Below are 12,434 nucleotides of genomic sequence, written 5' to 3' on the forward strand. Positions count from 1 at the left end.
GGCGACCGGGGTTCGAATCCCCGTGGGGACGCCAATTCTTGAAAACCCCGGCTTCGGCCGGGGTTTTTCTTTGCCCGCGATCTGCCATCAAACCGCCCTGCGCGTAGATGGCTTCACCCCGCCCACGGCTCAGAACCGCCGATACATCCCGATCGATGCCGGTGCAGTCGGTGCGAAACCAAACTGTGCATACAGCCGATGCGCCTCGCCATCGGCCAGCAGGCTGACGTACGCCGACGGCGGCAGGTTGGCCTGCATCCAGCCGTCCAGCCGCCGCATCACTTCCTTGCCCAGGCCCTGCCCCTGCAAACGCGGCAGCACCGCGATATCACAGACCTGCAGGTGGCAGCCGCCATCGCCGACGATACGGCCCATCGCCACAAGTTCTGCACCCTGGTAAGCGCACACGCCGAACAACGTATTGGGCAGCGCGCGGGCGGCTGCTTCGCGGGACTTGGCGCTGAGGCCTGCGAGCACGCGCAACTGGCAGTAGTCCTCGACCGTGGGTACGGCTTCGCGGAACTGGCAGGTGATGGAACCATTCATGCGGCATCTCCGGATGGGTCGGGCTATCCTGCCGCATCCACGTCGCAGCCGCTGCGACCCAGGCCCAAAGAGTCCCATGTGCTATTCCGCCCTGATCCGCGCTGACTACGCCAAGCTGGTACGCGAGTTCGGCGCCATCCTGTCGCTGGAGGACTTCGCCGAGCTGTACGCACACGATCCGGGCAAGAAGCGGCCGAAGACCCCGAAGGCGATGGATGACGGATTCGCCGGTGCGCGTACCGAACAGGGGCGGGACATCGTGGCGAAGATCCAGCAATGGCATGCGCAGGAGCAACAGGCACTGGAGGCCGAACTGGCCCGGCAACGCGAACGACGCGATATTGCCCATGCCACGCTGGCCACCCGGCCCACGCAGAAGGCGCGCAACGACCTGCGCGTGGCCGGCAACCGCATCGAGCGCGCACAGGCCCGGCTGGAAGACCTGCATCGGGTGCAGCTGCTGCCGCGTGACAACCGCATTTTCCCCGGCACCTACGCACCGGTGATGGTCAGCGAGAACGGCCAGCGCGTGATCAAGCCGATGCGCTACCAGTGCCGGCTGCCGGACAAGCCGGCGCGCAACGACGTGCTTTACCCCGGCACCTACAATGCGCGGCGCGACAGCCTGGAAGGTTACTGGCGGGGTGCGTTCGGACTGCGCCATGGCGTGGTGGTGGTACAGGCGTTCTACGAGCACGTGCCCCGCCACGCCATCGCCGGCCGCACCCTCGGCGCCGACGAAAAGGAACAGGACGTGGTACTCGAATTCCGTCCCGATCCGCCCCGCGACCTGCTGCTGGCCTGCCTCTGGGCAGAATGGGAAGGACCGGAAGGCCGCCTGCTGTCGTTTGCCACGATCACCGACGCACCGCCCAGCGACGTCGCCGCTGCCGGGCATGACCGCGGCGTGGTACCGATCCGCAAGGAACACCTCGACGCCTGGCTCAACCCCGAACCGGATGACCTGGCGCGCCAGTACCGCATCCTCGACGACCGCGAGGAGATCCGTTACGTGTACGAGGAAGCGGTCTGAGCGCCGGACGCAATTGAAAAACCCCGCCTGGGCGGGGTTCCTGGATCAGGGGTTGCCGCCACACATCGCAGGCCTGAGTATTCAGGCCTCGGCAGCAGACCCCTGCCAGCGCGCGGCGGACTGCTCAGGCCTTGACGCCGGAGCGGCCCACCGCACGCGCCAGCGCGCGTGACAGATCGGCCGACAGGTAGGGCTTGACCAGCAACAGGCCGGCCAACATCGGTGCTGGCAGCTGCTCGGCCAGCATTCCGGTGGCCAGCACGAACGGAATGCCACGTGCCGAAAGCGCTGCAGCCACCGGTTCACTGGTCTCGTTGCGGGCCAGGCGGTAATCCAGCAGGGCCACATCAGGAGTGCTCTGCTCCAGCAGCCGCAGGGCCTCGGACACACTCGCTGCGAGGCCAACCACGACCGCTCCGGCATGCACCAGCTGCATCTGCAGCAGGGCCGCACTCATTTCGTCGTTCTCGACCACCAGCACCCTCAGGTCCTGCAACACTGTCATCGGCTACCGCTCCTGGAGGCAATTGCACGCTGGGAGTATAGCTATCAAGGGGCCAATGCCGACAGGAACCGCCCTCATAGGCCCTCCTACTATGCATCGCCTGCCGACCTCGGTTACACTCGCACGCTGCCTGCCGGTGTGGCGGAATGGTATACGCAGCTGACTCAAAATCAGCCGGGGGTGACCCCATGAAGGTTCGAGTCCTTTCACCGGCACCACTGCATCAAAGGCCAGGTCCATGACCTGGCCTTTTGCATTTCCCGGGTCCGAGCGCCCGACACTGGCAAGCATGCCCAGCATGCCCTGCCCGCGCGGCTGCCGCTCCTGCGGGCGTCCGACGCCGTCGCCCGGTCCCACTACTTCTCGCTGCCAGGCGTGATCGAGCACACCAGCTGGGGCGACGTTTCCGAACGGGCGATGGCGCTGCAGATCGCCCGCCATCTGCCTGACGCATCCGATCAGCGCCGGGCGCTGGGACGCCAACAACCTGCAGGCGGTTGCCGCGATCCTCGACGGCTGCCCGCAACGCGGTGATGACCTGCTGGCCCGCGACGGCGGCGAGGAATTCATCGCCGCCCTGCGAGCGCCTGCGCGCCGCCGTGGAAGCCGCCGCGCTGCCCGCCGCTGAGGCCCATGTGACCATCAGCATCGGCGTAGCCTGGCAGGCTGCGCATGAGCAGGCCGCCCCACAAGGCCGGGGAACAACACGCCAATCGGCGCGCCTAGACCGCGCGCAGCACCGCCCCACCGTGCAGGTGCCCGGCCCCGCCCTGCACCCGGAAGCTGGCCACCGTCTGCAGCAGCTGCGCCGACTGCTCTTCCATGCTGCGCGCTGCGGCCGAGGCTTCCTCGACCAGCGCGGCGTTCTGCTGGGTGCCCTGGTCGATCAGATCGACGGCATGGTTCATCTGCTGGATGTCGTCGCTCTGCTGCTGCGCGGCAGTGCTGATCTCGGACATCAGATCACTGACACGGCGCACATTGACCACGATCTCGTCCATGGTGCGTCCGGCGCTCTCAACCTGCGCGGTACCGGCGCCGACATTGGCCACCGACGCATCGATCAGCTGCTTGATCTCCTTCGCGGCACTGGCCGAGCGCTGCGACAGTTCGCGGATCTCGGTGGCGACCACGGCGAAGCCACGCCCGTGTTCGCCGGCACGCGCTGCTTCCACCGCCGCGTTCAACGCAAGGATGTTGGTCTGGAAAGCAATGCCGTCGATCACGCCGATGATGTCGACGATGCGCCGCGAGGACGCGTTGATCACGGCCATGGTCTCGACCACTTCGTGCACCACGTTGCCACCGCGGGCAGCGACATCAGCAGCACCACCGGCCAGCTGACTGGCCTGCCGTGCGTTGGTCGCGGTGCGCTGCACGGTCTCGGCCAGGCCCTTCATCGACACCGCGGTCTCCTCCAGCGACGCGGCCTGCTGCTCGGTGCGCTGCGACAGATCGCTGTTGCCCTGCGCAATCTCGGTGGCACCGACGACGATGGTGTCGGCGGCGAACTTGATCTGGGCGATGATCGCGGCCATCGCCTCCACCAACGAATTCACGCCCTCGCACAGCTCGGCGATCGGCCCGTTCTTGTCGGCAGTGGCAACGCGCCGGGTCAGGTCGCCCTCCTTCGCGGCCGCCACCACTTCACGGGTCTGCGCCACGGCACGTTGCATGGCCTGGTTCTCATGCACCTGCGCGGTGATGTCGGTGGCGTACTTGACCACCTTGAACGGCTTTCCGTTGAGATCCAGGATCGGGTTGTAGGACGCCTGGATCCAGACCTCGCGCCCGCCCTTGCCGAGGCGCCGGTACTGGCCGGCATCGTATTCGCCACGGCCGAGCTTCTCCCAGAACTGGCGATACTCGGCACTGCCACGATACTCGGGCTCGACGAACAGCGAGTGGTGCTGGCCACGCACGTCGTCCAGGCTGTAGCCGGTGGCGGCCAGGAAGTTGTCGTTGGCCGAAAGGATGCGGCCGTCCATGCCGAACTCGATCACCGCCTGCGACTTGTCGATCGCCGCCAGCTGCCCGGCCGAGTCGGCTGCCTGCAGCTTCTGCGCAGTGATGTCGGTGGCGAACTTGACCACCTTGTAAGGCCGCCCCTGCCGGTCCAGCACCGGGTTGTACGAGGCCTGGATCCAGATCTCGCGCTGGCCCTTGCCGAAGCGCCGGTACTGGCCAGCGTCATATTCGCCACGCCCCAGCCGCGCCCAGAACTCGCGGTACTCGGCGCTGCGCGCCTGCTCGGGATCGACGAACAGGGAATGATGCTTTCCCTGGATCTCCTCCAGCCGGTAGCCCATCGCCTGCAGGAAGTTGTCATTGGCCTGCAGGATGGTGCCATCGAGGGCGAACTCGATGACCGCCTGGACCCGGTGCAGCGCCGCGACCTGGGCTTCCAGCTCGGCACGGCCATCGGACACGGCCTCGGCGCCGGTGCGGTGCTGGGGAGCCAGCGCGCCCAGCAGGGCACGCCACGGCGACCAACGGGTATGCAGCTCGGCCGGCGCCTGCGCGCCCGCCGTGAAGCCTGGAATGAGCATTGTCTGATCCTCGGTGTCCGGTAAGCGGTTGCGACCCGACGGGCGGGATGCCCGGCGGCAACTTCAGGTGCCAGGGACTACAGGTGCCAACCGGCACCTCTCGAGCGACTGCCACGAACGTCTGCTGCGGGTGCGATCGGCATCTGGGAGCGGCGGAACACACAGCGCGGGCCGCCCATCGGGGACGGCCTGGGGTCCTGCGGCGGGTGACTGGAGCGGGATCCAGAGGGAGTATCGGCGAGGGGATCGGTGGCTTTAGCCGGATTACGCGACGTCCGTCGCAACTTCAGATGCGGCTGCAGGGGGCGCGCTAGACAATCGCGATGTACTTCACATTCTGCTCACGCTCGGCGGGGCACGGGGTGTCGTCACGGAACATATCGCGCGTTGCCGCCGTCACTGGGCATAGCCTTGCCCGGCACGCCGATGCAGTTCAAGCCCAAAAGGTTTGCATGACCAACGGGCGATTCCATGGCAGGTGAAAATGGCCAGCATGCAGCGAACCGCAGGACGCTCACTGACACGGAGATCGCATGTTCCCACGCTTGGCCAGCCTCTTGATCCTGGGCCTGTGCAGTACCGGCGCCCTCGCTGCCGATGCCACCTATCGGCCCGCCTTCCAGCCGGACCAGCTGAAGGGGCCGCCTGCAGGGCGACCGAACGAGGTACTGGTACTGGGCACCGCCCACCTGTCCGGCCTGCCCAAGTCCTTCCAGCCCGCCTTGCTTGAACCGTTGCTGCAGCGACTGGTCACCTGGAAGCCCGAGCTGATCGCCACCGAAGACCTGTCAGGCCTGCAGTGTGATTTCATGCGCCGCTACCCGGCACGCTATGCCGAGAGCGTGGCCACCTACTGCTTCGACACCACCGCTGCGCAGGCTGCCACCGGCCTGGACGTGCCTTCAGCGAACGCCCAGGCCGAGCGCCTGCTTGCGACATGGCCGGACGAGCCGGCGCCCGCCCAGCGTCGTCGACTCGCTGCATTGTTCCTGGCAGCGGGCGAACGCGGCTCGGCGCAGGTGCAGTGGCTGCGCCTGCCTGCGTCCGAGCGCAAAGACGGTGATGGATTGACCCCCGCCCTGGTCGAGATCCTCGATAAAGGCCTGGTTCGCCGCAATGAAACCAACCTGATCGCCGCCGAAGTCGCCGCCCGCCTCGGGCATGAACGGCTGTGGGCCGTGGACGACCATACGGCCGATTCCCCCACGCCCGCCGAGGATGAAGCGGCGGCCAGCGCGGCCATCACCGGTGCCTGGAACAATACGCACTCGCGCGCGCGACGGGAGGCAGATGCACGCCTCGTGGCCAACCTGAACAAGCCTGGCGGCGTCATCGCGCTGTATAGGGACTACAACAGCCCGGCGGCAGCGATGGCCGCGTACCAGAGCGACTTCGGCGCGACGCTCGTCGAGCCGTCCTCCAAGGCGTTCGGCCGGATGTATGTCGGTTACTGGGAAACCCGCAACCTGCGCATGGTCGCCAACATCCGCGACGTGCTGGGCCTGCACCCTGGCAGCCGAATGCTGGCCATCGTCGGTGCCTCGCACAAGGGCTACTACGAGGCCTACCTCAATCAGATGCACGACGTGCAGCTGGTCAGTACGGACGCAGTATTGCGTTGACCAGGATAGGTGCCGGCCATGCGCTGGCACTATCCTGCAAGGCCCGTCTGCAGGTGCCGACATGCTGAAAGTGATCGCCGAGGATTTCATCCATCCCGATGCCGTGGATACCGTGCTTCCCCTGTACCGCGAGCTGGTCGCATGCACGCAGCGAGAGCCGCTCTGCCTCGGCTATGAGCTGTTCGTCGACCAGAGGGACCCCGGGCATTTCGTCTTCATCGAGCAATGGCCGGACCGCGACGCACTGGATATCCATTGCGCCAGCGAGCACTTCCAGCGTCTGGTGCCTCAGATCAACGCGTTCCAGCGCGCACCGTGCCGGGTGCTGCTGATGGACGCCGCACGGGTGTAGTGCCGGAAGCGAGACGCCCGCCGACGCTGCGACCATGCCGCCACAGCAACAGGCAGGCTGCAACCGTGCACGCCAGGCTCAGGACCAGCAGCGCGACCGCGCCTTGCTGCAGCACGGGCAACAACGCCTGCGCGTACGGGTCGCCGCGCAGCTGTTCGGCGCGCAGGCAGGTGGCCAGCGCCAGGCACCAGCCGATCAGGGCCGGAATGAACATGCGCACCGCAACCGGGTTCCAGGCATTCATGGGTTCACCTGCTTGAGTGGAGATGCGCGCAGTATTCGCGCGCGTCCTCTCACAGGCTGAGATCAGTCCTGGGCGGCATCGGCATCGTCGCCTGGAAGCCCCGACAGCTCGCCCTGCACCTGCACGTTGTTGCGCCCCAGCGCCTTGGCCCGGTAGCACTGTGCATCGGCAGCGGCCACTGCCTGGTCCACGCTCATGCCCCCCGCCAGGGGCGCGATGCCGATGCTGGCACCGACCCGCAGCCGGTGCTGATCCCATGGAATGGACAGCGCTGACAGGGTCTGCAGGAGCTCACCGCCGATCCGTGCGGCACGACGCGGCGTACACCCGGACAGGATCACCGCGAACTCGTCGCCGCCCAGCCGCGCCACCACGTCCGAATCACGCACACCATGTCGCAGCACACTGGCCACCGCCCACAGCACGGCATCGCCGGCCAGGTGGCCCCAGGTGTCGTTGACCGGCTTGAAGCGGTCCAGATCGATGTACATCAGCGAGGCGGCCTGCCCGGTGCGCTCGACGCGGGTGATCGCCTGCTGCAGGTGCACCTCGAAACCGCGGCGGTTGCTCAGTTCGGTGAGTGGATCGATCTCGGCCAGGTGGCGGGCTTCGCGCTGCCGCGCCCGCTGCTGGGTGTCGTCGCGCAGCACCCACACCGCGCCGCGCACATGGCCTTCGTCATCGCGCAGCCAGGCCCGCGTCAGGTCCACCGGCACCGTTGCCGTGCCCAGGCGCAGCAGCAGGTCGGCATGCAGGTCCACCGCGTTGCTTTCCGGGTCCAGGAGTACCTGCACATCCAGCACCGAGCCGGGCGCGTACTCGGTGGTCAGCGCCAGCACATCCTGCACCCTGTGCCCGGCCAGCGACAGCGCGCCATCACCGGCCAGGGTGCGTACTGCGGCCGCGTTGGCATAGTCGATGCGGCCGTCAAGGTTGACGCTGAGCACCAGGTCGGCGACCGCATCCAGGGTGATGCGGCTGCGCTGTTCGCTCTCGAACAGGCGTTGCTCACTGCTGCGCTGGGCGGTGATGTCCTGGATCTGCGACACGAAATGCAGTGGCTGGCCATGCTCGCTGCGCACCAGCGACACTGACAGCCGCGCCCAGATGATGCGGCCGTCGCGGTCGAGATAGCGCTTTTCAAGGTGGTAATGGCTGCGCCGTCCGGCCAGCAGGTCCTGCACCAGGGCCAGGTCGGTCTGCAGGTCATCGGGATGGGTCAGGCGCTGGAAGTCGACCTGCAGCAGCTCTTCGCGCGGGTAACCCAGGATCCGGCACAGCGCATCATTGACGTCCAGCCAACGCCCCTCCAGCGACACCAGCGCCATGCCCAACGCCGCCGACGTGAATGCACCGGCGAACTTCTCCGCCGACAGCCGCGCCTCAGCCCGTGCCTGCAGGATCTCGGTGATGTCGATGGCCATGCCGACGTAGCCGATGCGTGCGCCATCGGCACCTTCCATGCGGCTGATCGACAGGCGCACCTGGCGTGGCAGGCCCTCCTTGCGCAGCAACGTCCACTGCCGCGAGTAGGTCTGCCCGTCAGCGCGAGCACTGAGCGCTTCGAACACGTCGGGACGGTTGCCCTCGGCATCGGCCAGCGGCTCCAGCCAGGCTTTCAGTTCCTCCGGATCGTGGAACGCATCGAGCCGGCGCTGGCCGACCACCTCCGCTGCGCTGTAGCCCAGCAGGCGCTCCGCACCCGTGTTGAACAGGGTGATGGTGCCATCGGTATCGGTGGCGATCACCGCTACCTCATCGGACGCATCGACCACGGCCTGCAGGCGTTGCCGGGTCTCGGCCGCGTCCTGCCTCGCCTGCTGCAGCTCGGTGACGTCAGCATGCGCGCCGGCCATCCACAACGGCTTGCCCTGCCCATCCCATTCGAAGACCCGCCCGCGGTCCTGGATCCAGATCCACTGCCCGTTCTTGTGGCGCATGCGCAGCAGGCAGGCGTAGTTGTCGCTGCGGCCTTCGAAATGCTCATCCAGCGCGGCATCGGACAGCACGATGTCATCGGGATGGACCAGCTTCAGGAACGTCTTCTGGCAGATGGGTTGCAGCTCTTCCAGGCGGTAACCGACGATCTCAGCCCAGCGCGCGTTGACCCGCATCTCGCCGGTCTGCACGTTCCATTCCCAGGTTCCCGCGGCGGTACCGTCGATGATCATCGCCAGGCGGCGACGCTCTTCTGCCAGCTCCTGCAGGCGGCGCTCCAGCAGTCCATTGCCGTGGGTGCCCTGGCCCGGCATCAATCCGGTCCCCTGCCGGCACGGGCAGGCGCCGACCGCAGCGGAACGCTGCGGCCTGCAACGAAGATGGCGGGTCGTGCTGGCGTCATGGCCCTCCCCAGCAACAGCGGGGTGGCCGGACGCCTCCCCTCAAGCGCAAGTGTGCGCAATCACGGGGAAAATCGACAAGTCCCCCGCCACGAATCAAGTGTGACGGGGAACGCGGTCCTCAACTGCGCTTGGCGCGGGCGAAGGCCTCGGCCAGGGCGTTGTTGGCCGGCGGCGCCGACGCGGCGGGACGGCTGCCATTGCCTTGACCCCGGTTCGGCCCGCGGTTCTGGCCGCCTGCATCGCGGCGCGGCCCCTGCCCATGGCCGCGCTCATCACGCTGGCCCGGGCGGCTGGTCGCTTGCCCGGGGGTATCGTCCAGGCGCCGGGTCAGGGCGATGCGCTTGCGCGCCACGTCCACCTCCAGCACCTTCACCTTGACGATATCACCGGCCTTGACCACGTCGCGCGGGTCCTTCACGAACGTATCGGAAAGCGCCGAGATGTGGATCAGGCCGTCCTGGTGCACACCGATATCGACGAAGGCACCGAAGGCCGCCACGTTGCTGACCACACCCTCGAGCACCATGCCCTCGCGCAGGTCCTTGATGTCCTCGACGCCCTCGGCGAAGCGTGCCGCCTTGAACTCGGGACGTGGGTCTCGGCCCGGCTTCTCCAGTTCCTTGAGGATGTCACGCACGGTCGGCACGCCGAAGGTGGCATCGGTGAACTGCTCGGCCTTCAGGCCGCGCAGGAAGCTGCCATCACCGATCAGCGCCTTGATCGGGCGCGCGGTGCTGGCCACGATGCGCTCGACCACCGGGTAGGCTTCCGGGTGTACCGCCGAAGCATCCAGCGGCTCATCACCGTCGGCAATGCGCAGGAAGCCCGCGCACTGTTCAAAGGTCTTCTCGCCCAGGCGCGCGACCTTCAGCAGGTCCTTGCGGCGCTTGAACGGGCCGTTCGCATCACGGTGGCGCACGATGTTCTCGGCCACCGTGGCCGACAGGCCAGACACCCGCGACAACAGTGCAGCCGAAGCGGTGTTCACGTACACGCCCACCGCGTTCACGCAGTCCTCCACGCGGGCATCCAGCGCGCGCGCCAGGCGGTACTGGTCCACATCGTGCTGGTACTGGCCGACACCGATCGCCTTGGGTTCGATCTTCACCAGTTCGGCCAGCGGGTCCTGCAGGCGGCGGGCGATCGACACCGCCCCACGTAGCGACACGTCCAGCCCCGGGAACTCCCTGGCCGCGAACTCGGACGCCGAATACACCGACGCCCCGGCCTCGCTGACCACTACCTTCTGCAGCTTCGGGTTGGCAGCGGCCTTGATCGCTTCACCAGCCAGCTTGTCGGTTTCGCGGCTGGCGGTGCCGTTGCCGATCGCGATCAGTTCCACGTTGTGCTTGGCGCACAGCTGCTTGATCGTCTGCAGCGACTGCTCCCACTGGCGACGCGGCTCGTGCGGGTAGATGGTGTCGGTGGCGACCAGCTTGCCGGTAGCATCGACCACGGCGATCTTGCAGCCGGTGCGGATGCCCGGGTCCAGTCCGAGCACGGTCTTCGGGCCGGCGGGTGCCGCCAGCAACAGGTCCTTCAGGTTGTCGCCGAACACCGCGATGGCTTCGGCTTCGGCCTTTTCGCGGGCCTGGTTGAACAGGTCCAGCAGCAGATGGGTGTGCAGCTTGGCGCGCCAGGTCAGCCGGCACGCATCCAGCAGCCAGCGGTCGGCGGCGCGGCCCTGGTCGGCGATGCCGGCCTTGCGCGCCACGCGTCCTTCGGCGTACTGATGGCCAGCCTCGGCATCGCTGCCCGGGTCCAGTTCCAGGAACAGGATCTCCTCGCGGCGCGCACGGAACAGTGCCAGCAAGCGATGCGACGGAATCTTCGCCAGCGCCTCGGCATGCTCGAAGTAGTCGCGGTACTTGGCGCCCTCGGTTTCCTTGCCCTCGGCGACGCGGGCACGGATCACCCCGGTCTCGCCCAGCCAGGTGCGCAGTTCACCGACCAGCGCGGCGTCTTCGCCCCAGCGCTCCATCAGGATGGCGCGCGCGCCTTCCAACGCGGCCTTGGTGTCGGCCACGCCCTTGTCGGCGTCGACGAAGGTGGCCGCGAACGCCTGCGGGTCCTGCGTCGGGTCGGCCAGCAGGCCATCGGCCAACGGCTCCAGGCCGGCCTCGCGGGCGATCTGCGCACGGGTGCGGCGCTTGGACTTATACGGCAGGTACAGGTCTTCCAGCCGGCTCTTGGTATCGGCGGCCAGGATGTCATTGCGCAGCTCGTCACTGAGCTTGCCCTGCTCGCCGATGCTGGCCAGCACCGCCGCACGGCGGTCCTCCAGCTCGCGCAGGTAGGTCAGCCGGGTTTCCAGGTTGCGCAGCTGGGTGTCGTCCAGGCCACCGGTCACTTCCTTGCGGTAGCGCGCGATGAACGGAACGCTGGCGCCTTCGTCGAGCAGGCCGACTGCGGCGCGTACCTGGGCGGACTGGGCACCGATCTCGTCGGCGATGGTCTGGGCGATCTGCTGGGCGAGCGCGCTCTGGGCGTTCTTGGCGTCGTGCATTGCTTCAGGTCTGTGCCGCGTTTCGGGAAGCCCCCATTCTGGCAATCCGCGACGGAGCCGGACAAGGCATTGACAGGGGGCGAGGTTCAGCGGCGAAGCCGGATTGGACGCCGGCATCCTGGCAAAGAGCGGGCTCGGACTGGCCCGGGGCTGGGATGGCGGCGCGGGCGCGCGATGGTGGGCGCGCCCTGCCGCGTGTTGCGTCGGTCAGCGATAGTGGCGAGCGGCGCGCTGCATGACGATGTCGTCACGCATGCCTTCCAGGGCCATCAGGCGGACCTTGCCGACACCCTGCAGTTCCATGAACCGCTCCGTGTAGAACTCCGGCCCCAGCGCGGTGTCGGCGCGGGATTTGCTGAAGCCGTAGGGCACCACGCCCTTCTCGCCATCCTTGCTACCACCGACATAAAGAACGATTGCCATGTGATGTATTCCTCCAAATTGCTACTGCGTACTGCGCTCGATGAGCGATGCTGCGAGCTCATCAAGGAAGAGCTTACCGCGTCGAACCTGACTGGAACGTCACGAAGGCTAATGACGATCGGTTGCATGCAGATGACTGCGGGATCGCAGCAGAATGCTTACGGATCTTTAACTTTCAGCTAACGAATCCACGGGGGATTCCCGCCAACGGCGCAGCCCTTCGTGGCGTGGTCGCGAAGTGCGATTCATGTGATTGGTCAGGGCGGGATGGGGTCGCGGGACACGCCGTAAACCCATCCATGGGGGCTCGAT

The 12,434-nt window shown here is 67.1% G+C and carries 10 protein-coding genes, 1 tRNA gene and 1 pseudogene; 5 read left to right on the forward strand and 7 right to left on the reverse strand.

Features of this window, described 5'->3' with window-relative positions; genetic code table 11:
• Positions 1-129 precede the first annotated feature (129 nt).
• Positions 130-546: a GNAT family N-acetyltransferase gene (locus HMPREF3114_RS16395; protein WP_053500686.1), complete on the reverse strand. Its 417-nt coding sequence runs from the start codon at positions 544-546 to the stop codon at positions 130-132.
• 76 nt (positions 547-622) lie between these two features.
• On the opposite strand from HMPREF3114_RS16395, the gene HMPREF3114_RS16400 reads away from it, so the two are divergent.
• Positions 623-1,579 (forward strand): SOS response-associated peptidase family protein, encoded by a 957-nt coding sequence (locus HMPREF3114_RS16400; protein ID WP_053500688.1) that lies wholly within the window; start codon positions 623-625, stop codon positions 1,577-1,579.
• A gap of 124 nt (positions 1,580-1,703) precedes the next feature.
• Here HMPREF3114_RS16400 and HMPREF3114_RS16405 read toward each other — a convergent pair whose 3' ends face one another.
• The gene (locus HMPREF3114_RS16405; protein ID WP_053500690.1) at positions 1,704-2,084 is read right to left on the reverse strand and encodes a response regulator; all 381 of its coding nucleotides are present in this window, start codon (positions 2,082-2,084) and stop codon (positions 1,704-1,706) included.
• A 132-nt stretch (positions 2,085-2,216) separates the two neighbouring features.
• On the opposite strand from HMPREF3114_RS16405, the gene HMPREF3114_RS16410 reads away from it, so the two are divergent.
• Together HMPREF3114_RS16410 and HMPREF3114_RS21510 are read left to right on the forward strand one after the other, a co-directional pair.
• Positions 2,217-2,302, forward strand: a tRNA-Leu gene (locus HMPREF3114_RS16410).
• 269 nt (positions 2,303-2,571) lie between these two features.
• A pseudogene (locus HMPREF3114_RS21510) lies at positions 2,572-2,761 on the forward strand (GGDEF domain-containing protein); the annotation flags it as partial.
• Positions 2,762-2,806: 45 nt separating this feature from the next.
• On the opposite strand, the gene HMPREF3114_RS16415 reads toward HMPREF3114_RS21510, so the two are convergent.
• Positions 2,807-4,633 (reverse strand): methyl-accepting chemotaxis protein, encoded by a 1,827-nt coding sequence (locus HMPREF3114_RS16415; RefSeq protein WP_053500692.1) that lies wholly within the window; start codon positions 4,631-4,633, stop codon positions 2,807-2,809.
• Between the two features lie 533 nt (positions 4,634-5,166).
• Here HMPREF3114_RS16415 and HMPREF3114_RS16420 point away from each other — a divergent pair.
• Together HMPREF3114_RS16420 and HMPREF3114_RS16425 are read left to right on the forward strand one after the other, a co-directional pair.
• Positions 5,167-6,255 carry a DUF5694 domain-containing protein gene (locus HMPREF3114_RS16420; protein ID WP_053500694.1) on the forward strand — a complete coding sequence of 363 codons (1,089 nt, stop codon included), beginning with the start codon at positions 5,167-5,169 and terminating at the stop codon, positions 6,253-6,255.
• A gap of 61 nt (positions 6,256-6,316) precedes the next feature.
• Positions 6,317-6,607, forward strand: a complete 291-nt coding sequence (locus HMPREF3114_RS16425) for a putative quinol monooxygenase (RefSeq protein ID WP_053500696.1) — start codon at positions 6,317-6,319, stop codon at positions 6,605-6,607.
• On the opposite strand, the gene HMPREF3114_RS20715 is transcribed toward HMPREF3114_RS16425, so the two are convergent.
• The 4 genes from HMPREF3114_RS20715 to HMPREF3114_RS16440 form a co-directional block, all read right to left on the reverse strand.
• Positions 6,549-6,851, reverse strand: a complete 303-nt coding sequence (locus HMPREF3114_RS20715) for a hypothetical protein (RefSeq protein WP_080375115.1) — start codon at positions 6,849-6,851, stop codon at positions 6,549-6,551. The genes HMPREF3114_RS16425 and HMPREF3114_RS20715 overlap by 59 nt on opposite strands.
• Before the next feature lie 62 nt (positions 6,852-6,913).
• Positions 6,914-9,103 (reverse strand): PAS domain S-box protein, encoded by a 2,190-nt coding sequence (locus HMPREF3114_RS16430; protein ID WP_053500698.1) that lies wholly within the window; start codon positions 9,101-9,103, stop codon positions 6,914-6,916.
• 208 nt (positions 9,104-9,311) lie between these two features.
• Positions 9,312-11,699 carry a Tex family protein gene (locus tag HMPREF3114_RS16435; protein ID WP_053500700.1) on the reverse strand — a complete coding sequence of 796 codons (2,388 nt, stop codon included), beginning with the start codon at positions 11,697-11,699 and terminating at the stop codon, positions 9,312-9,314.
• A 207-nt stretch (positions 11,700-11,906) separates the two neighbouring features.
• Entirely contained in the window at positions 11,907-12,122 is a 216-nt protein-coding gene (locus tag HMPREF3114_RS16440) for a hypothetical protein (RefSeq protein ID WP_005417149.1), read from the reverse strand.
• Positions 12,123-12,434 lie beyond the last annotated feature (312 nt).

The sequence above is a fragment of the Stenotrophomonas sp. HMSC10F07 genome, from assembly GCF_001807895.1.
GTDB lineage: Bacteria > Pseudomonadota > Gammaproteobacteria > Xanthomonadales > Xanthomonadaceae > Stenotrophomonas > Stenotrophomonas sepilia.

Excerpts from the sequence above, each read along its gene's own strand:
- HMPREF3114_RS20715 (WP_080375115.1), bottom strand. The coding sequence starts at position 6,851 with ATGAATGCCTGGAACCCGGTTGCGGTGCGCATGTTCATTCCGGCCCTG.
- HMPREF3114_RS16395 (WP_053500686.1), bottom strand. The coding sequence starts at position 546 with ATGAATGGTTCCATCACCTGCCAGTTCCGCGAAGCCGTACCCACGGTC.
- HMPREF3114_RS16400 (WP_053500688.1), top strand. The coding sequence starts at position 623 with ATGTGCTATTCCGCCCTGATCCGCGCTGACTACGCCAAGCTGGTACGC.
- HMPREF3114_RS16430 (WP_053500698.1), bottom strand. The coding sequence starts at position 9,103 with ATGCCGGGCCAGGGCACCCACGGCAATGGACTGCTGGAGCGCCGCCTG.
- HMPREF3114_RS16415 (WP_053500692.1), bottom strand. The coding sequence starts at position 4,633 with ATGCTCATTCCAGGCTTCACGGCGGGCGCGCAGGCGCCGGCCGAGCTG.
- HMPREF3114_RS16420 (WP_053500694.1), top strand. The coding sequence starts at position 5,167 with ATGTTCCCACGCTTGGCCAGCCTCTTGATCCTGGGCCTGTGCAGTACC.
- HMPREF3114_RS16440 (WP_005417149.1), bottom strand. The coding sequence starts at position 12,122 with ATGGCAATCGTTCTTTATGTCGGTGGTAGCAAGGATGGCGAGAAGGGC.
- HMPREF3114_RS16425 (WP_053500696.1), top strand. The coding sequence starts at position 6,317 with ATGCTGAAAGTGATCGCCGAGGATTTCATCCATCCCGATGCCGTGGAT.
- HMPREF3114_RS16405 (WP_053500690.1), bottom strand. The coding sequence starts at position 2,084 with ATGACAGTGTTGCAGGACCTGAGGGTGCTGGTGGTCGAGAACGACGAA.
- HMPREF3114_RS16435 (WP_053500700.1), bottom strand. The coding sequence starts at position 11,699 with ATGCACGACGCCAAGAACGCCCAGAGCGCGCTCGCCCAGCAGATCGCC.